We start from the raw sequence: 17,789 nt of genomic DNA, 5'->3' as shown, positions 1-17,789 counted from the left end.
ATGGGCGCCGGGGCCTTTTGCCGCCTTGACGCGTCCGCAGATACGAAAGATAAGTTGCGCAATATATATTGCGCAACTTCTCCTTCGTATCTAGGGTCGGTGGACATGACAGACAAGGAGAGGGATCGCAGGATCACGGACCTGGGCACCCTCAAGGCGCTCGCGCATCCGCTGCGGATGAGGCTGGCGCGTGCCCTGAACCTCGCGCGGGTCGCCACCGCGTCGCAGCTCGCCGAGCAGGTCGACGAGGCTGTCTCGCTGGTCAGCTATCACCTGCGCAAGCTGGCCGAGCACGGTCTCATCGAGGAGGCGGAGCCGCAGAGCGCGGACGGCAGGGAGCGGTGGTGGCAGCCCGCCTCCGACGGCGTGAGCATCCGCGACGAGGACTTCCGCGACGCCCCGGAGAAGGCGGGCGCCCTCACCGCCGCCAGCAGGCTCTTCTTCGAACAGCGTGCCGACATGTACCGGCGCTTCCTCGACGAGCGTGCCCACTGGGGCGAGACCTGGAACGACGCGGCCCAGTCCTCCGAGTCGAGCATGCGCCTGACGGCGGAGGAACTCACCGCACTCAACAAGGAGGTGCTCGCCGTCCTGCGCAAGTACGAGGAGCAGGGCCGGGCCGCCGATGCCGCGGGTGACACCGCGGGCCGCGAGAACGTCGCGGTGCACACGTACGGCTTCCCCTTCCGCGTCTGAGAGGACCGCCCCGTGACCGCCACCGTCATCTCCTCGACGGCCACCCCCACCCCCACCGGCCGGCCCGCCCACCGCGACCCCAACGTGCTGCGCTGGCTCGGCGCCTACACCTCCTCCATGGTCGGCGACAGCGTCTACTACATCGCCCTGTCCTGGGCCGCCGTCCAGGGCGGCTCACCCGCGCAGGCCGGGATCGTGATGTCCGTCAGCGCCCTGCCCAGGGCCGTGCTGATGCTGTTCGGCGGGGTGATCGCCGACCGGCTCGGACCGCGCCGGGTCGTCATCGCCAGCGACGCGGTGCGCTGCGCGGCAGTCGTCGCCGTGGCCGCGCTGCTCTTCCTGACCAGCCCCGGCCTGTGGCCGCTCACGGCGCTCGCCCTGGTCTTCGGCACCGTCGACGCCGTGTTCATGCCCGCCGTGGGCGCCCTCCCGGCCCGCGTGACGACCCGCGACCAGCTCGCCCGCGTCCAGGGGATGCGCGGCCTCGCCCTACGCGTCGCCTACATCCTCGGCGCCCCGCTCGGCGGCCTCGGTGTGGCGCTCGGCGGCGCCGCGGCCGCCTTCGGCCTCGCAGGCCTGCTCATCGCCGTGTCGGTGCCCCTGCTGATGTCCCTGCGGGTCGGGAAACTCCCGGTCGGTGACCGCACGGCCGCCACCCCCTGGCAGGACCTGCGGGCCGGCCTCGCCCACGTCCGCCGCCATCGCGTCCTGGCCCCGCTGATGCTGGCCATCGCCCTCGGCGACCTGGGTTTCGTCAGCCCCTTCAACGTCGGGCTCACCCTGCTCGCCGATCGGCGCGGCTGGGGTGCCGCCGGGGTCGGCTGGGTGGTCGCCGGGTTCGGGGCCGGCGCCGGGGCCGCCTCACTCCTGCTGACCGTCCGGGGCCGGCTGCCGCGCGCCGGGCTGGTCGCCGGGTACACCATCCTCGCCGGATCGGTCGCGATCGGCGCCCTCGCCTTCGTGCCGAGCCTCGCCGGTGCCGTCGGTGTGGCCTTGCTGGTCGGTCTGCTCGCCGGTCTCAGCGGCGCGATGTGCTCCGCGCTGCTGCAGACCCAGGCCGACCCCGCCTGCCTCGGCCGGGTCACCGCCGTCTCCAGCCTGATCAGCCTGGGGCTGACCCCGCTGAGCATGCCCTTCGCGGCTGCCGCCATCGGCGCCTTCGGGACCGGCCCGGTGTACGTCGTCAGCGCAGCCGTGTGCGGGCTCGGCGGGGTCGTCGCGCTGGCCGTGCCGGGGCTGCGGCGGGCCGAGCTGCCCGGCTGAGGTGCCTCAGCGGGGCCTCAGCCCTTCGGCTGGGTCAGCTGGATCAGGTTGCCGACCGTGTCGTCGAGGACGGCCGCGATCACCGGGCCCTGTTCCTGCGGCTCGTGCGTGAACCGGACACCGAGCAGCCGGAGCCGCTCGTACTCCGCGTCGATGTCGTCCACCGAGAAGACGATCGCCGGGAGCCCCGCGTCGTACACCGCCTTGCGGTACGGCTCGGCGATGGGGCCCTGGCCGGGCTCCAGCAGCAGCTGGAGATCCTGCTGGGCGCCCTCGGGCGCGCCGACCGTGACGAACAGGGTGCCGCCGCCCAGGTCGAGACGGGCGCGGGTCTCGAAGCCGAGGATGTCCGTGTAGAAGGCGTGGGCCTTCGTGACGTCGTCGACGTACACACTGGTCATCGCGACCTTGATCATGGGTGGCTCCTAGATGCCCAGCTGCTTGGACTCGTGCAGCTTGGCGATCGCGTTCTCGTCGCCGTCCACCTCGACCTTCGCCGCGTTCTGCCGGCCGAAGGCGAACATCAGCAGCTCGGAGGGTTCGCCGGTCACCGTCACCACCGGGGCGCCGCGATGCGCGACGGCCGTCTGGCCGTCCGGACGGCGCAGCACCAGGCCCGTCGGCACCCCCCTGCCCAGCAGCCGGGCGGTGCGCTCCAGACGGGACCACAGGGCGTCCTGGAAGACGGGGTCCAGCTCGCGCGACGCCCAGTCCGGCTGGGCGCGGCGGACGTCCTCCGTGTGGACGTAGAACTCCACCGTGTTGGCCGCCTCGTCGATCTGCTTCAGCTGGAACGGCGAGAACCGCGGCGGGCCGGTACGGATCAGCTGGATCAGCTCCTCGTACGGCTTCGCGGCGAACTCGGCCGTCACCTTCTCCAGGCGTGGCGCGAGCTGCTTGATCAGCGAGCCCCCGGCCGCGTCCGGCCGGCGCTCGCGCACCACCACGTGCGCGGCCAGATCCCGGGTCACCCAGCCCTCGCAGAGGGTCGGCGCCTCGGGACCGGCGGTCTCCAAGAGGTCGGCGAGCAGAAGCCGTTCACGCTTGGCGAAGGTCGACATAGGGCCAGCCTACGGCCCCACGCACGGTCCGGACAGTGGACACGGTCCGTGACTGTCGGTGCCGCGCGGCACAATGGCACCCATGACCAGTACGACGGGTACGCCCCCGCCCAGCGGCCTCGCCCCGGAGATCGCCGTCCGCCTCAAGCGCAGCGCCGACGGTCTCCTCCCCGCCATCGCCCAGCAGTACGACACGGGCGAGGTACTGATGCTCGGCTGGATGGACGACGAGGCGCTGCACCGCACCCTCACCACCGGCCGCTGCACCTACTGGTCGCGCAGCCGCCAGGAGTACTGGGTCAAGGGCGACACCTCCGGCCACTTCCAGTGGGTCAGGTCCGTCGCCCTCGACTGCGACGCCGACACCCTGCTGGTCAAGGTCGACCAGGTGGGCGCCGCCTGCCACACCGGCGACCGCACCTGCTTCGACGCCGACGTGCTCCTGAAGGACGGCGCCGGTTCCGGCGTCCCGGCCTCCGATCAGTAAGGTCTGCCGCCATGGAACTGGAGACCTTCCGCAAGCTGGCGACCGACCGGCGCGTCATCCCGGTCACCCGCAAGCTCCTCGCCGACGGCGACACCCCGGTCGCGCTCTACCGCAAGCTCGCCGCCGAGCGCCCCGGCACCTTCCTGCTGGAGTCCGCCGAGAACGGCCGCACGGCATACCAATGGTCCCGCTACTCCTTCGTGGGCGTCCGCTCCTCGGCCACTCTCACCACCCGGGACGGCCAGGCCCACTGGCTCGGCACCCCGCCGGTCGGCGTGCCCGTCGAAGGCGACCCGCTGGCCGCCCTGCGCGCCACCATCGAGGCCCTGCACACCCCGCGCGCGGAGGATCTGCCCCCGTTCACCGGCGGCATGGTCGGCTATCTGGGCTACGACATCGTGCGCCGCCTGGAGAAGATCGGCCCGGGGGAGCGGGACGACCTGGGGCTGCCCGAGCTGACCATGCTCCTCACCAGCGACCTCGCGGTGATGGACCACTGGGAGGGCTCGGTCCTGTTGATCGCCAACGCGATCAACCACAACGACCTCGACACCGGTGTCGACGAGGCCTACGCCGACGCGATCGCCCGGCTCGACGCCATGGAGGCCGACCTCTCCCGCCCGGTCGCCCAGCCCCCGGCCGCCCTGCCCCCCTCCGAACTCCCCGAGTACACGGCCCTGTGGGGCGGTCCCGACTTCCAGGTCGCGGTCGAGGACATCAAGGAGCGCATCCGCGCGGGCGAGGCCTTCCAGGTCGTCCCCTCGCAGCGCTTCGAGACCCCGTGCACGGCGAGCGCCCTGGACGTCTACCGGGTCCTGCGGGCCACCAACCCGTCCCCGTACATGTACCTCCTCCGCTTCGAGGGCTTCGACGTCGTCGGCTCCTCCCCGGAGGCCCTGGTCAAGGTCGAGGACGGCCGGGCCATGGTCCACCCCATCGCCGGCACCCGGCCGCGCGGGGCCACCCCGCGGGAGGACCAGGACCTCGCCGACGAGCTGATGGCCGACCCCAAGGAGCGCGCCGAGCACCTGATGCTCGTCGACCTCGGACGCAACGACCTGGGCCGGGTCTGCGAACCGGGCTCCGTCGAGGTCGTCGACTTCATGTCGGTCGAGCGGTACTCGCACGTCATGCACATCGTCTCGACGGTCACCGGAAAGGTGTCCGAGGGCCGCACCGCCTTCGACGTGCTCACCGCCTGCTTCCCGGCCGGCACCCTCTCCGGCGCCCCCAAGCCCCGGGCGATGCAGATCATCGACGAACTGGAGCCGTCCAGAAGGGGGTTGTACGGCGGCTGCGTCGGCTACCTCGACTTCGCCGGCGACTCCGACACCGCCATCGCGATCCGTACCGCCCTCCTGCGGGACGGCACGGCGTACGTCCAGGCGGGCGCGGGCATCGTCGCCGACTCGAACCCGGTCGCGGAGGACCAGGAGTGCCGCAACAAGGCGGCCGCGGTGCTGCGCGCGGTGCACACGGCCAACAGACTGGGCAAGTAGGGCGCTTCTCACCCAACCCCGGGTGACCGTTCGCCCGGGGTTCAAGCCATAGTGGAGTACGTGACTGCTGTTCCTCACCCCCGTTCCGAAGCCGCACCCGCCGGGTCCGGCCGCCGCAGCCTTGCCATCGCGCTGTTGTTCGGTGCGCTCGGCGCGGCCGTGGCCCTGCTGTCCAGCCGGCAGCGCTGGGCGGAGGGCACCGCGACGGTGGCCGGCGGCTCCTTCCCGCTGACCGCCAAGGGCAGCGACGTCACGGGCGTTCCCGCGGCCCTCGCCATAGTGGGCCTCGCCGCGCTCGTCGCCGTCTTCGCCGTCCGCCGGGCCGGCCGCTTCCTGGTCTCCGGGCTCCTCGCGCTCTCCGGCGCCGGCATCGTCGCCGCCGCCCTGGCGGGCGTCTCCGACGGCTCCGCGCTGGACGAGAAGGCCGCCGAGGCCAGCGGCGACACCTCCGCCACGGTCGCCGCGCTCAGCCACACCGGCTGGCCGTACGTCGCCGTGGCCGGCGGCACGCTCATCCTGGTCGCCGGGCTGCTCGCGCTGCGCTACGGCCGCCTCTGGCCCGCCATGTCCGGCCGCTACGAGCGCGGCACGGGGGCGGAGCGGCCGCGCCGCGCACCCAAGCCGGTCGACCCGGACCGGCCCGAGGACATCTGGAAGGCCCTGGACCGGGGCGAGGACCCTACGGGAGCGTGAGCGCTTCGCCGGGGCGCCGCGATGAGTCGATCGGCCGTCGGTCGTCTGCGGCGTCCGTTGTGGCTGGTCGCGCCCACGCGGCGGCAGCCGCACATCGAAGACGGCCCCGCGCCCCTACGGGCGCTTCACTGCGGGGCGCCGAAAATCGATGTGGCGCATCAGACGCCACCCCTGCTCCCGGCACGCCCGGGCGTACGGGACAATGGAGCAAGAGCGTCCGGAACGGACCCGTACGAGCGCGGCCACGGACGCCACGTACGACACGCACCAGCTACGAGGAGCAAGTCATGGCGGGCAGCAGCCACGGTCACACCCCGGCCGCCTGGACCGGCGTCACCATCGCCTTCATCGGTTTCTGCGTCGCGGGCGCCTTCATGGTCATGGCCCAGCCGGTGGGCTTCTGGGCCGGCATGGTGATCGTGGTCCTCGGTGGCGTCGTCGGCATGATCATGCGGGCCATGGGCCTCGGCATGCCGAAGCAGACCGCCCTGGTGACGCGCACCGCCCCGGCTGCCGCCACCCGCGAGCCGGTCACCGCCGAGAGCTGATCGACAGCGCTTCCCGAGGGGCGGCCCGAGACATCGGGCCGCCCCTCGCGCGCGTGTGCCGACCGTACGGGGCACAATGCGAGGCGTGAACGCCGACACTTCCCGCGCAGCGGCCCAGGCGCCGCCCTCCCTGCGAGGACGGCTGGCCGTGCCCGCGGGGGTGCTGGCCGCCGTCGTCGGGGCCTTCGCCTACGTCGGCACGGTCGACCCCAACCAGCCCGGCCACTACCCGGTCTGCCCCCTCTACCGGCTCACCGGCCTGTACTGCCCCGGCTGCGGCGGCCTGCGCAGCGCGCACGCCTTCGTGCACGGCGACTTCCTGGCCGCGCTGCGGGACAACGCTGCGGGCGTGGCCGCCTATCTGGCCTTCGCCGTGGTGTGGACCGTCTGGGTCGCGCGCGCGGTACGCGGCCGGCCCGCCCGGATCGAGCTCAGGCCGGTGCCCATGTGGACCCTGGGTGCGGTGCTGCTGGTTTTCACCGTTGTCCGGAACCTGCCCTTCGTCGGCTGGTTGCATCCTTGATCAACTGGCGAACGTCCAGGTAGAGGGGGCGGCCGTCGGCCGGATGCGAGGTCGACGCCCTCCTGCGGATACCATCGATGTGACCACGGGTTTTGACCCGCGTGGGTTTTGACTCGCTCGGAAGAATCGTCCGGAACCGGAAGGGGACCGCTCGCGTGAGTGTGCTCGACGAGATCATCGACGGAGTCCGTGCCGACCTCGCGGAGCGGCAGGCGCGCGTCAGCCTCGACGAGCTCAAGGAGCGCGCGGCGAAGGCGCCCGCGGCCAAGGACGGCGTGGCCGCACTGCGCGGCGACGGCGTCAAGGTCATCTGCGAGGTGAAGCGCTCCAGCCCGTCCAAGGGCGCGCTGGCCGCGATCGCCGACCCGGCCGGGCTCGCCGCGGACTACGAGGCAGGCGGCGCGGCCGTCATCTCGGTCCTGACCGAGCAGCGCCGCTTCGGCGGCTCGCTGGCCGACCTGGAGGCGGTCCGGGCCCGCGTGGACATCCCGGTCCTGCGCAAGGACTTCATCGTCACGTCGTACCAGCTGTGGGAGGCCCGGGCGTACGGCGCCGACCTCGCGCTGCTGATCGTCGCCGCTCTCGACCAGCCGGCCCTGGAATCGCTGATCGAGCGTGCCGTCTCCATCGGCCTCACCCCGCTCGTCGAGGTGCACGACGAGGACGAGGTCGAGCGCGCGGTGGACGCGGGCGCCAAGGTGATCGGTGTCAACGCGCGCAACCTGAAGACCCTGGAGGTCGACCGCTCCACCTTCGAGCGGGTCGCCCCGGAGATCCCCGACACCGTCGTCAAGATCGCCGAGTCCGGGGTCCGCGGCCCGCACGACCTGATCGCCTACGCCAACGCGGGCGCCGACGCGGTCCTGGTCGGCGAGTCCCTGGTGACCGGCCGCGACCCCAAGTCGGCGGTGGCCGACCTGGTGGCGGCGGGCGAACATCCGGCACTCCGGCACGGCCGTCCCTGATCACCCGGTAGGCTGACGCCGATGACTCTCACCGTGACGACCGTGGACCGGTACGCCCGCCTGGCGCGCGGCTGCCGCCCCCGGGGCTGCCGAGCCCCGGCGAGGCGAGTCCACGGCCGCAGGGTGCGGTACGTCATCGGTGACGAACCGGGACAGGTGAACGGACGTCGATGGCAGCGCCCCGTCAGGGGCGCGGGGCTGAACTTGATGTGCGGCTACCGCCGCGCGGGCGCGAGCAACCACTGACGGCTCGCAGCCATCGGACATATCCCCGCCCCCACGGCGAACAGTGTCTTTTCACACGCACTCACCGTGAGGTTTCCGCATGCCCAGCGACTACTTCTTCCCTGACCCAGAAGGTCAGGTGCCCTCCCCCGAGGGCTACTTCGGCGCCTTCGGCGGCAAGTTCATCCCGGAGGCCCTCGTCGCCGCCGTGGACGAGGTCGCCGTCGAGTACGACAAGGCCAAGCACGACCCCGAGTTCGCCCGCGAGCTCGACGACCTGCTCGTCAACTACACCGGCCGCCCCAGCTCCCTCACCGAGGTCCCCCGGTTCGCCGCGGAAGCAGGTGGCGCCCGGATCTTCCTCAAGCGCGAGGACCTCAACCACACCGGCTCCCACAAGATCAACAACGTGCTCGGCCAGGCCCTGCTCACCAGGCGCATGGGCAAGACCCGGGTGATCGCGGAGACCGGCGCCGGCCAGCACGGCGTGGCGACGGCCACCGCCTGCGCGCTGTTCGGCCTCGACTGCACCATCTACATGGGCGAGATCGACACCCAGCGCCAGGCCCTGAACGTGGCCCGGATGCGCATGCTCGGCGCCGAGGTCATCTCCGTGAAGTCCGGCAGCCGCACCCTGAAGGACGCCATCAACGAGGCGTTCCGCGACTGGGTGGCGAACGTCGACCACACCCACTACCTCTTCGGTACGGTCGCAGGACCGCACCCCTTCCCGGCCATGGTCCGCGACTTCCACCGGGTCATCGGCGTCGAGGCCCGCCGCCAGCTCCTGGAGCGGGCCGGCCGGCTCCCCGACGCGGCGATCGCCTGCGTCGGCGGCGGCTCCAACGCCATCGGCCTCTTCCACGCCTTCATCCCCGACGCGGGCGTCCGCCTCATCGGCTGCGAGCCCGCGGGGCACGGCATCGAGACCGGCGAGCACGCGGCCACCCTCACCGCAGGCGAGCCCGGCATCCTGCACGGCTCCCGGTCCTACGTCCTCCAGGACGAGGAGGGCCAGATCACCGAGCCGTACTCGATCTCGGCCGGTCTGGACTACCCCGGCATCGGCCCGGAGCACTCCTACCTCAAGGACTCCGGCCGCGGCGAGTACCGCGCGGTCACCGACGACGCGGCCATGCAGGCCCTGCGCCTGCTCTCCCGCACCGAGGGCATCATCCCGGCCATCGAGAGCGCCCACGCCCTCGCCGGCGCCCTGGAGGTCGGCAGGGAACTCGGCAAGGACGGGCTGATCGTCGTCAACCTGTCCGGCCGCGGCGACAAGGACATGGACACCGCCGCGCGCTACTTCGGGCTGTACGACACCGACGCCGAGGTCGCCGCCGACGCCACCGCCACCGCCGAGATCGAGGGGGACGCCAAGTGAGCGGGAACATTCAGCAACTGTCCGACACCCTCGCGGGTGCCAAGGCCGAGGGCCGGTCCGCGCTCATCGCCTACCTCCCGGCCGGGTTCCCGACCGTGGCCGGCGGCATCGAGGCGATCAAGGCCGTCCTGGACGGCGGCGCGGACGTCGTCGAGGTCGGCCTGCCGCACAGCGACCCGGTCCTCGACGGCCCGGTCATCCAGACCGCCGACGACATCGCCCTGCGCGGCGGCGTCAAGATCGCGGACGTCATGCGCACGGTCAAGGAGGCCTACGCGGCCACCGGCAAGCCGATCCTCGTCATGACGTACTGGAACCCCATCGACCGCTACGGCGTCGAGCGCTTCACCGCCGAGCTGGCCGAGGCGGGCGGCGCGGGCTGCATCCTGCCCGACCTGCCCGTCCAGGAGTCGGCCCTGTGGAGGGAGCACGCCGAGAAGCACGGCCTCGCGACCGTCTTCGTCGTGGCGCCGAGCAGCAAGGACGAGCGGCTCGCGCAGATCACGGCGGCCGGCAGCGGCTTCGTCTACGCGGCCTCCCTGATGGGTGTCACCGGTACCCGTGAATCGGTCGGCGCGCAGGCCCAGGACCTGGTGGAACGCACCCGGGCCACCGGATCCGGGCTGCCCGTCTGCGTCGGCCTCGGCGTCTCCAACGCGGCCCAGGCAGCCGAGGTCGCCGGCTTCGCCGACGGGGTGATCGTCGGCTCGGCCTTCGTGAAGCGGATGCTGGACGCGCCGGACGACGCGGCCGGCGTGGCGGCCGTCCGGGAACTCGCCGGTGACCTGGCGAAGGGCGTGCGCGGACAGGCGTAACGGAACACCACGCAACATCCGGTCACTCGAACGGGTGGACCTGGGACCGGGGAGGCGCGGTGCGCCTCCCCGGTTCGTTCTGGTGGTGTGAGCGAGAAGAATCGTGACGGAAAGCGGACGGCCCGCGAGCGGATCGCAGCCGACCGCGAGAAGCAGCAGTCCGCGGAGAAGCGACGGCGCGCGCTGATCGTGGGCGCGAGCGTCGTCTGTGTCCTCGGCCTGGCGGCGGTGATCGGCGTCGTCGCCGCGAACGCGGGCAAGGACAAGACCAGCAAGAGCTCGGGCCCGGTCGTGGCGCCCTCGGGCGCGCAGGGCAAGGACAGCCTCGCGATCCCGGTCGGCAAGGACGACGCCAAGGCGACGCTCACCATCTGGGAGGACTTCCGCTGCCCGGCCTGCCAGGCCTTCGAGACGGCGTACCGCCCGACGCTCCACGAGCTGGCCGACTCCGGCAAGCTCAGAATCGAGTACCACCTGGTCACGCTGATCGACGGCAACCTCGGCGGCAGCGGCTCCCGGAACGCGGCCAACGCGGCGGCCTGCGCCCAGGACGCGGGCAAGTTCCGCGACTACCACGACGTGCTGTACGAGAACCAGCCGAAGGAAACCGACGACGCCTTCTCGAACAACGACAAGCTGATCGAGCTGGCCGGCAAGGTCCAGGGCCTGAATACGCCGACGTTCCAGAAATGCGTCAAGGACGGCAAGCACAACGCCTGGGTCGTGAAGTCCAACGAAGCCTTCCAGGCGGCCAAGTTCGGCGGCACCCCGACCGTTCTGCTCGACGGCAAGAACATCTACCAGGACCAGACCATGACCCCGGCCAAGCTGAAGCAGCTCGTGGAGGACGCCAACAAGGGGTGAGCGGGGTAAGCGTTTCTCACACCCCTGTTATGGAGCCGTAGCCGGGCTGGTTGCCGTCGGCCCGGTCCGGCACGGTAGCGTCGACCCTGCCATGGAATATCTTGCCTACATTCCCAGCCCTTCGCGCGGAGTGATCCACCTCGGTCCCATTCCGCTGCGCGGCTACGCCTTCTGCATCATCATCGGTGTCTTCGTAGCCGTATGGCTCGGAAACAGGCGCTGGATCGCCCGGGGCGGGCGGGCCGGCACAGTGGCCGACATCGCCGTCTGGGCCGTGCCGTTCGGCCTGGTCGGCGGGCGTCTGTACCACGTGATCACGGACTACGAGCTGTACTTCAGCGAGGGTCGTGACTGGGTCGACGCGTTCAAGGTGTGGCAGGGCGGCCTCGGCATCTGGGGTGCGATCGCGGTCGGCGCGCTGGGCGCGTGGATCGGCTGCCGGCGCCGGGGCATCCCGCTGCCGGCCTACGCCGACGCCATCGCCCCCGGCATCGCCTTCGCCCAGGCGATCGGCCGCTGGGGCAACTGGTTCAACCAGGAGCTGTACGGCCGCGAGACGCATCTGCCGTGGGCTCTGCACATCACCTCCTCCGAGGGCGGCCGGGTCCCCGGCTACTACCACCCGACCTTCCTCTACGAGTCGCTGTGGTGCATCGGCGTCGGTTTCCTCGTCATCTGGGCCGACCGCCGCTTCAAGCTGGGACACGGGCGGGCGTTCGCGCTGTACGTCGCCGCGTACTGCGTGGGCCGCGGCTGGATCGAGTACATGCGCGTCGACGACGCCCACCACATTCTCGGTCTGCGGCTCAACGACTGGACCGCGATGATCGTGTTCCTGCTCGCGGTGCTGTACATCGTGCTGTCCGCGAAGAAGCGGCCGGGCCGGGAGGCGGTGGTCGAGCCGGGCGTCCCCGACGGGGAGGCCGACGGCACGGGTGACGCCGCCGAGGCTGCTGAAGCAGAGGAGGCTTCCGGGTCGGAGGTTTCCGAGGCGGAGGCTTCCGAAGACGAAGCCGAGCACGAGGGCGAAGCCAAGGACGGAGTCGAAGTCGAGGTCGAGGCCAAAGCCAAGGACGAGGCCGGGTCGGCGACCAAGAAGAGCTGACCTGCCGCGATACGACGAAGAGGGCGCCCGGGACGGAACCGGTCGCCCTCTTCGCGTACGGGCCGACGGGTCGCGGCGAGCCCGGCACCGCCGCGGGGGTGCCCGCCGTTGCGGCGGAAGAAACTCACCGGCGGAGAAGAACGGATTGGGCTGTCGGTGTCAGCGGCGGTTCAGCAGGGAGAGGGTTCTGCGGGCTGTTGCCACTACCGCCGCGTCGATGAAGCTGCCGTCCGGGAGGGCCTGGGCGCCCTGTTCTGTGGTGGCGGCCTTGAGGATCTTCTCGGCCTGTTCCAGTTCGGCCTGGGTGGGCAGGTAGGCCCGTTCGATGATCGGGAGCTGGCGGGGGTGGATGGCGGCGCGGCCCAGGAAGCCCAGGGCGCGGCCGTGGGCGCAGGAGGTGGCGAGGCCCTTGAGGTCGCGGGTGTCGGGGTGGACCGACTGGGGTGGTGGGGCGAGGCCCGCGGCGCGGGCGGCGACCACGATCCGGGAACGGGACCAGTCGAGGCCGATGTCGTCGCATACGCCCAGGTCGGCCTGTAGGTCCGCCTCTCCGAGCGAGATGCCCCGCAGGGCGGGGTGGGCGGTGGCGATGGCGTAGGCGTGTTCGATGCCGAGGGCCGACTCCAGGAGGGCGTAGAGGGGGAGGGTGGTGGTCCGGGTGGCGATGTGGTGGATGTCGTCGGGGGCGGTCACCTTGGGGAGGCGCAGGCCGGCGAGGCCGGGGAGGCCGAGCAGGGCCTGGAGGTCGGCCGCGGCCCAGGGGGTGTCCAGGCTGTTGATCCGGACGTGCACCGGCACCGGCTGCGGGTGGGCCAGGAGGTCGGCGGTGGCGGCGCGGGCGCAGTCCTTGCGGTCGGGGGCGACGGCGTCCTCCAGGTCGATCACCACCACGTCCGCGCCGGAGACCAGCGCCTTGGCGACGACATGCGGCCGGTCACCGGGGACGTAAAGCCAGGTCAGCGGGAAGGGCGCGGTGGTCATACGGCGCCCTCCTCGCGCAGGGCCAGCAGCTGGGCCGGGGTCAGGCCCAGTTCGGTGAGGACCTCGTCCGTGTCGGCGCCGTGCGGACGGCCGGTCCAGCGGATCGCGCCGGGGGTGGCGGAGAGCCGGAAGAGGACGTTCTGCATGCGCAGCGGGCCCAGTTCGGGGTCGGGGACGGTGGTGATCGTGTCCAGTGCCAGGTACTGGGGGTCGTCCATCACGTCCTGTACGTCCTGGATGGGAGCCACCGCCGCCTCCGCCTTCTCGAACTCGGCCAGCACCTCGGCGCGGGAGCGGGTGGCGATCCAGTCGCCGACGGCCGTGTCGAGGACGTCGGAGTGCGCGGCCCGGTCGGCGCCGGTCGCGAACCACGGCTCGTCGATCAGCTCCGGGCGTCCGACCAGCCGCAGTACGCGTTCCGCGATCGACTGGGCCGAGGTGGAGACGGCGACCCAGGTCCCGTCAGCCGTGCGGTAGGTGTTGCGCGGGGCGTTGTTGGCGGAGCGGTTGCCGGTGCGCGCCTGGACGTAGCCGAGCTGGTCGTACCAGGTGGGCTGGGGGCCGAGGACGGTGAGGATCGGTTCGATGATCGCCATGTCGACGACCTGGCCCTCGCCGGTGCGGTCCCGGGCGGCGAGCGCGGTCATCACGGCGTACGCGGTCGCCAGCGCCGCGATGGAGTCGGCGAGCCCGAACGGCGGCAGCGTGGGTGGCGCCTCCGGTTCGCCGGTGATCGCCGCGAAGCCGCTCATCGCCTCGGCGAGGGTGCCGAAGCCGGGCCGGTGGGCGTAGGGGCCGAACTGGCCGAAGGCGGTGACCCGGGTCAGGATCAGCCGGGGGTTGGCGGCGGAGAGTTCCTCCCAGCCGAGGTCCCACTTCTCCAGGGTGCCGGGCCGGAAGTTCTCCACGATCACGTCGGCGGTGGCGGCGAGCCGGAGCAGTGTGGCGCGGCCGCCTGGCTTGGACAGGTCGAGGGTGATGGTGCGCTTGTTGCGGCCGAGCAGCTTCCACCACAGGCCGATGCCCTGCTTGGCCGGGCCGTGCCCCCGGGAGGGGTCGGGTTTGGCGGGGTGCTCGACCTTGACGACCTCGGCGCCGAAGTCACCGAGCAGGGTGGCGGCGAGGGGGCCGGCGAAGAGGGTGGCGAGGTCGAGGACGCGCAGACCGGCGAGGGGCTGGGGCTGTGTTGTCGTACTCATGCGGTGTACTGGGCCTCGATCTCCGGACGGTACGGCATGGACGTCGACGCCCCCTCCCGCTGCACGGCGAGCGCGGCCGCGGCCGCCGCCCAGGACAGGGCCTCCCGGATCGGCTTCTCCTCGGCCAGGGCGACCGCGAGGGCGCCGACGAAGGTGTCGCCCGCGCCCGTCGAGTCGACGGCGGCGACCCGGGGCGCCGGGAGGACGAGGGGCACGGCGTCACGGGTGAGGTAGAGGCAGCCGGCCGCACCCAGGGTGACGACGACCTGCGGCACCAGACCGAGCAGGGCGGCGGCCGCGTCGCGCGGGTCGGCGCGGTCGGTGAGGACGGCGGCCTCGCGCTCGTTGGGCACCAACAGGTCGATGTTGTCGAGGAGTTCGGAGGGCAGGGGGCGGGTGGGGGACGGGGTGAGGATGGTCCGGACGCCGTGCCGACGGGCGGCCTGCGCACCGGCGACGACCGCGGGCAGCGGGATCTCCAGCTGGAGGAGGAGGGTGTCGGCGGAGGCGATGACGCCCTCGTCGCCGGGGGCGAGATGGTCGACGGTGCCGTTCGCGCCGGGGATCACGACGATCGCGTTGCCGCCCTCGTCGTCCACGACGATGTGCGCGGTGCCGGAGGGGCCCTCGATCGTGCGCAGTGAGTCGGTGTCCACGCCGGAGTGTTCGAGGGTCTCCCGCATCCGGGTGCCGTAGGCGTCATGGCCGACCGCGCCGATCATCGAGACGGTGGCGCCGGCGCGGGCGGCGGCGATCGCCTGGTTGGCGCCCTTGCCGCCGGGGATCGTACGGAACTCCCGTCCCGTCACGGTCTCGCCGAGCTGCGGGGCCTTCTCGACGTACGCGACGAGGTCCATGTTGGTGCTGCCGAGTACGGCGATATGGGTCATGGGCGGGTCGCCTCCAGTCGGGTGAGGTGGGCGAGGGTGTCGAAGCCGGTGCCGTCGAAACCGGCGACGGAGGTGGCGAGTCGGTTCTTGAGCGAGGTCGTCCAGCGGTCGGGGAGGGCGTCGGGGTCGCCGGCGAGCAGTCCGGCGACGGAGCCGGCCGTCGCGCCGTTCGAATCGGTGTCCCAGCCGCCGCTCACCGCACGGCAGACGGAGCCGGTGAAGTCGCCGTCCGCGTGGGTGAGGGCGGCGGCGATCAGGGCGGTGTTGGGGATGGCGTGCACCCAGTGGTGGGTGGGGGAGTGGGTGCGGTGGAGTTCCGCCACGACCGTCTCGAAGTCCTCGTGGGTCTCGGCCAGCCGGATCGCCTGGTCGATCGCCTGGGCCAGCCGGGACCGGGGCGGGATCACCGTGCGGCCGGAGCGCAGGCAGGCGTGGACGTCGTGGGTTCCGCCGGCGGCGGTGGCGATGGTGGCCGCCGTGAACATCGCCGCGTAGACGCCGTTGGCCGTGTGGGTGAGGGCGGCGTCGCGGTGGGCCTGCTCGGCCGCGGCGGCCGGGTCGCCGGGGTTGGTCCAGCCGTGCACGTCGGCGCGGATCAGGGCGCCGATCCACTCGCGGAAGGGGTTGCGGTGGCGGGCGGTGCCCGGCGGTTCGACGCCGGTGAGGAGGTTGCGGTAGGCGATGCGCTCGGCGGTGAAGGTACGGCCGGCGGGGAGTTCGTCGAGCCAGAGGGCGGCTACGTCGGCGGTGGTGAAGCCTCTGGTGTGGCGCTGGAGCAGGAGGAGGTTGAGGAGGGGGTAGTTGAGGTCGTCGTCCTCGGGCATGCCGTCGATGTTCTCGACGAGGGAGGTGCCCGCGGAGCGGCGGTTCCAGGGGTGGGCGGCGAGGAGGTCGGCGGGGACGCCGCGGGCGGTGAAGTAGTGGTTCAGGGGCCAGTTGCCGGTGGCCTGGGCGAGTTCGCGGATGGCATGGAGGGGGAGCTTCTCGACGGGTTTGCCGAGCAGACAGCCAACAGCTCTGCCGAGCCAGGCGGCGTGGTAGGCGCGGGGGGCGGGCAGCGCCCCGTAAGGGGCGCGGGGAACCGCGCGATCAGCCACATCGCACCCGCAGTCGCACGACGGCCTGCACCGCCCTCCCCGGTGGGCGTTCGGCCACTCCGGACACAGCGCCTTGATCTCGGCCAGATCCGTCGGCTCGTTCAACCGGCTCGGCAGGTCCGCGAGTTCGTCGAGGAGGTCCTCCGCCAGCTGGCGGAGGTAGCGGGACACCCGGTCCGGCGACGCCCCCGCCCGGTCCGGCGCGTCCGCGCCCCCCGCCGCCTTCCAGCGCGCCGCGACCGCGCCGGGCTCCCGCCCGTCCTGGCGGGCCTGGCGGATCTCATGGCCCAGCAGATCCTCCGGCTGGACCCAGGTCAGGCGGAGCATCCCGCGCCCCCGAGGCGAGCGAAGGATTCCTCGTGGGCCCGCCGGAGGCCCGTGTCGCGGGTGAAGATCTCCCTGGTCACGGCGGCCAGCGTGCGCGGCGGCTCCCAGAGGTCCAGGCGGCTCGCCTCGGCGACCCGCTTCGACCACTCCTCCGGCACGGCGGAGCCCAGCGCCCCGGCGATCGCACCCGCCATCGTCGCGATCGAGTCGCAGTCCCGGCCGTAGTTGACGGAACCGAGGACGGCGTGCCGGTAGTCGCCGCCTGCCACCACCAACATGCCGAGCGCGACGGGGAGTTCCTCGATCGCGTGCAGGCGGGAGGGGCGGCGGGCGCCGAGCGAGGGAGCGCGGTAGTCGGGGCCGACCGTGTCGTAGGGGGTGACCGCCTCCCGGAGGGGGGTGAGAGCCGACTCGAAGTCGGTGTGGTGCGCGGCCACTTCACAGACCGCTTCGATCGCCGTGCGCGTGCCGTCCTTCGCCAGGGACAGGCACGCCGTGACGACCGAGTCCGCCGTGGCGCCCGGCGTGGCCGCCGCGGCCACCGCCGCCGCGAGGACACCCGCCGCCTCCCTGCCGTACGACGACTGGTGGGCGCCGGCGACGTCCAGGGCCTCGGCGTACGCGGCCCGCGGGTTCGCCGCGTTGACCAGGCCGACCGGGGCCATGTACATCGCCGCACCGCAGTTGACGATGTTGCCGGTGCCGGCCTCGCGGGGGTCGACATGGCCGTAGTGGAGGCGGGCCGCCAGCCACTTCTCGGCGAGGAAGACCCGCTGGAGGGGGATGGTCTCGGTCTCCAGCTCCGGGATCCAGCGGGGGTTGGTCATCAGGTCGGGGACCAGGTGGTCGGCGATCGCGTACGCGTCGAGATGGTCGCGGACGCGGTCGTACACCCGTACCAGCGCATGGGTCATCAAGGTGTCGTCGGTGACGTGCCCGTCGCCCTTGTGGTACGGGGCGATGGGGCGGGCGGTGCGCCAGGCGTCGCCGTTCCAGGGGCCGACGATGCCGTGCACGCGGCCGCCGTGGCGTTCGAGGATCTGGTCGGGGGAGTAGCCCTCGACGGGACCGCCGAGGGCGTCACCCACGGCGGCTCCGACGAGCGCTCCGGTGATCCGTTCGTCGAGCGAAGCTCCGGCGCTTTCTTCTCCTTTGGGCGTCATGCCC

20 protein-coding genes are annotated in these 17,789 nt (G+C 72.3%); 13 read left to right on the top strand and 7 right to left on the bottom strand.

Features of this window, described 5'->3' with window-relative positions:
- Positions 1 to 105: 105 nt before the first annotated feature.
- Both ACGFZQ_RS17940 and ACGFZQ_RS17935 read left to right on the top strand, forming a co-directional pair.
- Positions 106 to 696: an ArsR/SmtB family transcription factor gene (locus ACGFZQ_RS17940; protein WP_393841174.1), complete on the top strand. Its 591-nt coding sequence runs from the start codon at positions 106 to 108 to the stop codon at positions 694 to 696.
- 12 nt (positions 697 to 708) lie between these two features.
- On the top strand, positions 709 to 1,959 hold the full coding sequence (locus ACGFZQ_RS17935) for an MFS transporter (RefSeq protein WP_393841173.1): 1,251 nt from the start codon (positions 709 to 711) through the stop codon (positions 1,957 to 1,959).
- A 17-nt stretch (positions 1,960 to 1,976) separates the two neighbouring features.
- On the opposite strand, the gene ACGFZQ_RS17930 is transcribed toward ACGFZQ_RS17935, so the two are convergent.
- Both ACGFZQ_RS17930 and ACGFZQ_RS17925 read right to left on the bottom strand, forming a co-directional pair.
- Positions 1,977 to 2,375, bottom strand: a complete 399-nt coding sequence (locus tag ACGFZQ_RS17930; protein WP_393841172.1) for a VOC family protein — start codon at positions 2,373 to 2,375, stop codon at positions 1,977 to 1,979.
- 9 nt (positions 2,376 to 2,384) lie between these two features.
- The gene (locus ACGFZQ_RS17925; protein ID WP_351732585.1) at positions 2,385 to 3,020 is read right to left on the bottom strand and encodes a TIGR03085 family metal-binding protein; all 636 of its coding nucleotides are present in this window, start codon (positions 3,018 to 3,020) and stop codon (positions 2,385 to 2,387) included.
- Positions 3,021 to 3,102: 82 nt separating this feature from the next.
- Between ACGFZQ_RS17925 and hisI the strand changes: the two genes are divergently transcribed.
- The 11 genes from hisI to lgt all read left to right on the top strand — a co-directional run bounded on the left by hisI (position 3,103) and on the right by lgt (position 12,128).
- Positions 3,103 to 3,507 (top strand): phosphoribosyl-AMP cyclohydrolase, encoded by a 405-nt coding sequence (gene hisI, locus ACGFZQ_RS17920; RefSeq protein ID WP_351732587.1) that lies wholly within the window; start codon positions 3,103 to 3,105, stop codon positions 3,505 to 3,507.
- An 11-nt stretch (positions 3,508 to 3,518) separates the two neighbouring features.
- Positions 3,519 to 5,006: an anthranilate synthase component I gene (locus tag ACGFZQ_RS17915; RefSeq protein ID WP_393841171.1), complete on the top strand. Its 1,488-nt coding sequence runs from the start codon at positions 3,519 to 3,521 to the stop codon at positions 5,004 to 5,006.
- 51 nt (positions 5,007 to 5,057) lie between these two features.
- Positions 5,058 to 5,699, top strand: a complete 642-nt coding sequence (locus ACGFZQ_RS17910; protein ID WP_393841170.1) for a TIGR02234 family membrane protein — start codon at positions 5,058 to 5,060, stop codon at positions 5,697 to 5,699.
- A gap of 287 nt (positions 5,700 to 5,986) precedes the next feature.
- On the top strand, positions 5,987 to 6,247 hold the full coding sequence (locus ACGFZQ_RS17905) for an HGxxPAAW family protein (protein ID WP_351695179.1): 261 nt from the start codon (positions 5,987 to 5,989) through the stop codon (positions 6,245 to 6,247).
- A gap of 76 nt (positions 6,248 to 6,323) precedes the next feature.
- Complete coding sequence (locus tag ACGFZQ_RS17900; RefSeq protein WP_393841169.1) at positions 6,324 to 6,770, top strand: DUF2752 domain-containing protein; 447 nt, start codon at positions 6,324 to 6,326, stop codon at positions 6,768 to 6,770.
- Between the two features lie 155 nt (positions 6,771 to 6,925).
- Positions 6,926 to 7,735 carry an indole-3-glycerol phosphate synthase TrpC gene (trpC, locus tag ACGFZQ_RS17895; protein WP_393841168.1) on the top strand — a complete coding sequence of 270 codons (810 nt, stop codon included), beginning with the start codon at positions 6,926 to 6,928 and terminating at the stop codon, positions 7,733 to 7,735.
- Positions 7,736 to 7,756: 21 nt separating this feature from the next.
- Entirely contained in the window at positions 7,757 to 7,981 is a 225-nt protein-coding gene (trpM, locus tag ACGFZQ_RS17890) for a tryptophan biosynthesis modulator TrpM (protein WP_393841167.1), read from the top strand.
- Between the two features lie 79 nt (positions 7,982 to 8,060).
- On the top strand, positions 8,061 to 9,344 hold the full coding sequence (trpB, locus tag ACGFZQ_RS17885) for a tryptophan synthase subunit beta (RefSeq protein WP_382531658.1): 1,284 nt from the start codon (positions 8,061 to 8,063) through the stop codon (positions 9,342 to 9,344).
- On the top strand, positions 9,341 to 10,159 hold the full coding sequence (trpA, locus tag ACGFZQ_RS17880; protein WP_393841166.1) for a tryptophan synthase subunit alpha: 819 nt from the start codon (positions 9,341 to 9,343) through the stop codon (positions 10,157 to 10,159). The genes trpB and trpA overlap by 4 nt, the downstream gene beginning before the upstream one ends.
- Before the next feature lie 87 nt (positions 10,160 to 10,246).
- A complete protein-coding gene (locus tag ACGFZQ_RS17875) occupies positions 10,247 to 11,023 on the top strand; it encodes a DsbA family protein (protein ID WP_382531660.1) in 777 nt (258 codons plus the stop codon).
- A gap of 91 nt (positions 11,024 to 11,114) precedes the next feature.
- Positions 11,115 to 12,128 carry a prolipoprotein diacylglyceryl transferase gene (lgt, locus tag ACGFZQ_RS17870; protein WP_393841165.1) on the top strand — a complete coding sequence of 338 codons (1,014 nt, stop codon included), beginning with the start codon at positions 11,115 to 11,117 and terminating at the stop codon, positions 12,126 to 12,128.
- Between the two features lie 159 nt (positions 12,129 to 12,287).
- On the opposite strand, the gene ACGFZQ_RS17865 is transcribed toward lgt, so the two are convergent.
- The 5 genes from ACGFZQ_RS17865 to ACGFZQ_RS17845 are packed head-to-tail and all read right to left on the bottom strand — an operon-like array spanning position 12,288 to position 17,785.
- Positions 12,288 to 13,109, bottom strand: a complete 822-nt coding sequence (locus ACGFZQ_RS17865; protein WP_393841164.1) for an HpcH/HpaI aldolase/citrate lyase family protein — start codon at positions 13,107 to 13,109, stop codon at positions 12,288 to 12,290.
- Positions 13,106 to 14,308, bottom strand: a complete 1,203-nt coding sequence (locus ACGFZQ_RS17860; protein ID WP_393841163.1) for a CaiB/BaiF CoA transferase family protein — start codon at positions 14,306 to 14,308, stop codon at positions 13,106 to 13,108. The genes ACGFZQ_RS17865 and ACGFZQ_RS17860 overlap by 4 nt, the downstream gene beginning before the upstream one ends.
- Entirely contained in the window at positions 14,305 to 15,198 is an 894-nt protein-coding gene (gene rbsK, locus ACGFZQ_RS17855; protein ID WP_393841162.1) for a ribokinase, read from the bottom strand. The genes ACGFZQ_RS17860 and rbsK overlap by 4 nt, the downstream gene beginning before the upstream one ends.
- Positions 15,195 to 16,622, bottom strand: coding sequence for an ADP-ribosylglycohydrolase family protein (locus tag ACGFZQ_RS17850; RefSeq protein ID WP_393841161.1), 1,428 nt, complete (start codon positions 16,620 to 16,622; stop codon positions 15,195 to 15,197). The genes rbsK and ACGFZQ_RS17850 overlap by 4 nt, the downstream gene beginning before the upstream one ends.
- Positions 16,610 to 17,785 (bottom strand): ADP-ribosylglycohydrolase family protein, encoded by a 1,176-nt coding sequence (locus ACGFZQ_RS17845; protein WP_393841160.1) that lies wholly within the window; start codon positions 17,783 to 17,785, stop codon positions 16,610 to 16,612. Before ACGFZQ_RS17845 ends, ACGFZQ_RS17850 begins: the two co-directional genes overlap by 13 nt.
- Positions 17,786 to 17,789 lie beyond the last annotated feature (4 nt).

Origin of the sequence: Streptomyces sp. NPDC048254, from assembly GCF_043201895.1 — a bacterium.
In the GTDB taxonomy this organism is placed as follows: Bacteria; Actinomycetota; Actinomycetes; order Streptomycetales; family Streptomycetaceae; genus Streptomyces.
This window is presented reverse-complemented; position numbering and strand designations above follow the sequence as displayed.

What these genes read in the sequence shown, in the direction of transcription:
- ACGFZQ_RS17940 (WP_393841174.1), top strand. Translation starts at nt 106, where the DNA reads ATGACAGACAAGGAGAGGGATCGCAGGATCACGGACCTGGGCACCCTC.
- ACGFZQ_RS17930 (WP_393841172.1), bottom strand. Translation starts at nt 2,375, where the DNA reads ATGATCAAGGTCGCGATGACCAGTGTGTACGTCGACGACGTCACGAAG.
- ACGFZQ_RS17925 (WP_351732585.1), bottom strand. Translation starts at nt 3,020, where the DNA reads ATGTCGACCTTCGCCAAGCGTGAACGGCTTCTGCTCGCCGACCTCTTG.
- hisI (WP_351732587.1), top strand. Translation starts at nt 3,103, where the DNA reads ATGACCAGTACGACGGGTACGCCCCCGCCCAGCGGCCTCGCCCCGGAG.
- ACGFZQ_RS17915 (WP_393841171.1), top strand. Translation starts at nt 3,519, where the DNA reads ATGGAACTGGAGACCTTCCGCAAGCTGGCGACCGACCGGCGCGTCATC.
- ACGFZQ_RS17905 (WP_351695179.1), top strand. Translation starts at nt 5,987, where the DNA reads ATGGCGGGCAGCAGCCACGGTCACACCCCGGCCGCCTGGACCGGCGTC.
- ACGFZQ_RS17900 (WP_393841169.1), top strand. Translation starts at nt 6,324, where the DNA reads ATGCGAGGCGTGAACGCCGACACTTCCCGCGCAGCGGCCCAGGCGCCG.
- trpM (WP_393841167.1), top strand. Translation starts at nt 7,757, where the DNA reads ATGACTCTCACCGTGACGACCGTGGACCGGTACGCCCGCCTGGCGCGC.
- trpB (WP_382531658.1), top strand. Translation starts at nt 8,061, where the DNA reads ATGCCCAGCGACTACTTCTTCCCTGACCCAGAAGGTCAGGTGCCCTCC.
- lgt (WP_393841165.1), top strand. Translation starts at nt 11,115, where the DNA reads ATGGAATATCTTGCCTACATTCCCAGCCCTTCGCGCGGAGTGATCCAC.
- ACGFZQ_RS17865 (WP_393841164.1), bottom strand. Translation starts at nt 13,109, where the DNA reads ATGACCACCGCGCCCTTCCCGCTGACCTGGCTTTACGTCCCCGGTGAC.
- ACGFZQ_RS17860 (WP_393841163.1), bottom strand. Translation starts at nt 14,308, where the DNA reads ATGAGTACGACAACACAGCCCCAGCCCCTCGCCGGTCTGCGCGTCCTC.
- rbsK (WP_393841162.1), bottom strand. Translation starts at nt 15,198, where the DNA reads ATGACCCATATCGCCGTACTCGGCAGCACCAACATGGACCTCGTCGCG.
- ACGFZQ_RS17850 (WP_393841161.1), bottom strand. Translation starts at nt 16,622, where the DNA reads ATGCTCCGCCTGACCTGGGTCCAGCCGGAGGATCTGCTGGGCCATGAG.
- ACGFZQ_RS17845 (WP_393841160.1), bottom strand. Translation starts at nt 17,785, where the DNA reads ATGACGCCCAAAGGAGAAGAAAGCGCCGGAGCTTCGCTCGACGAACGG.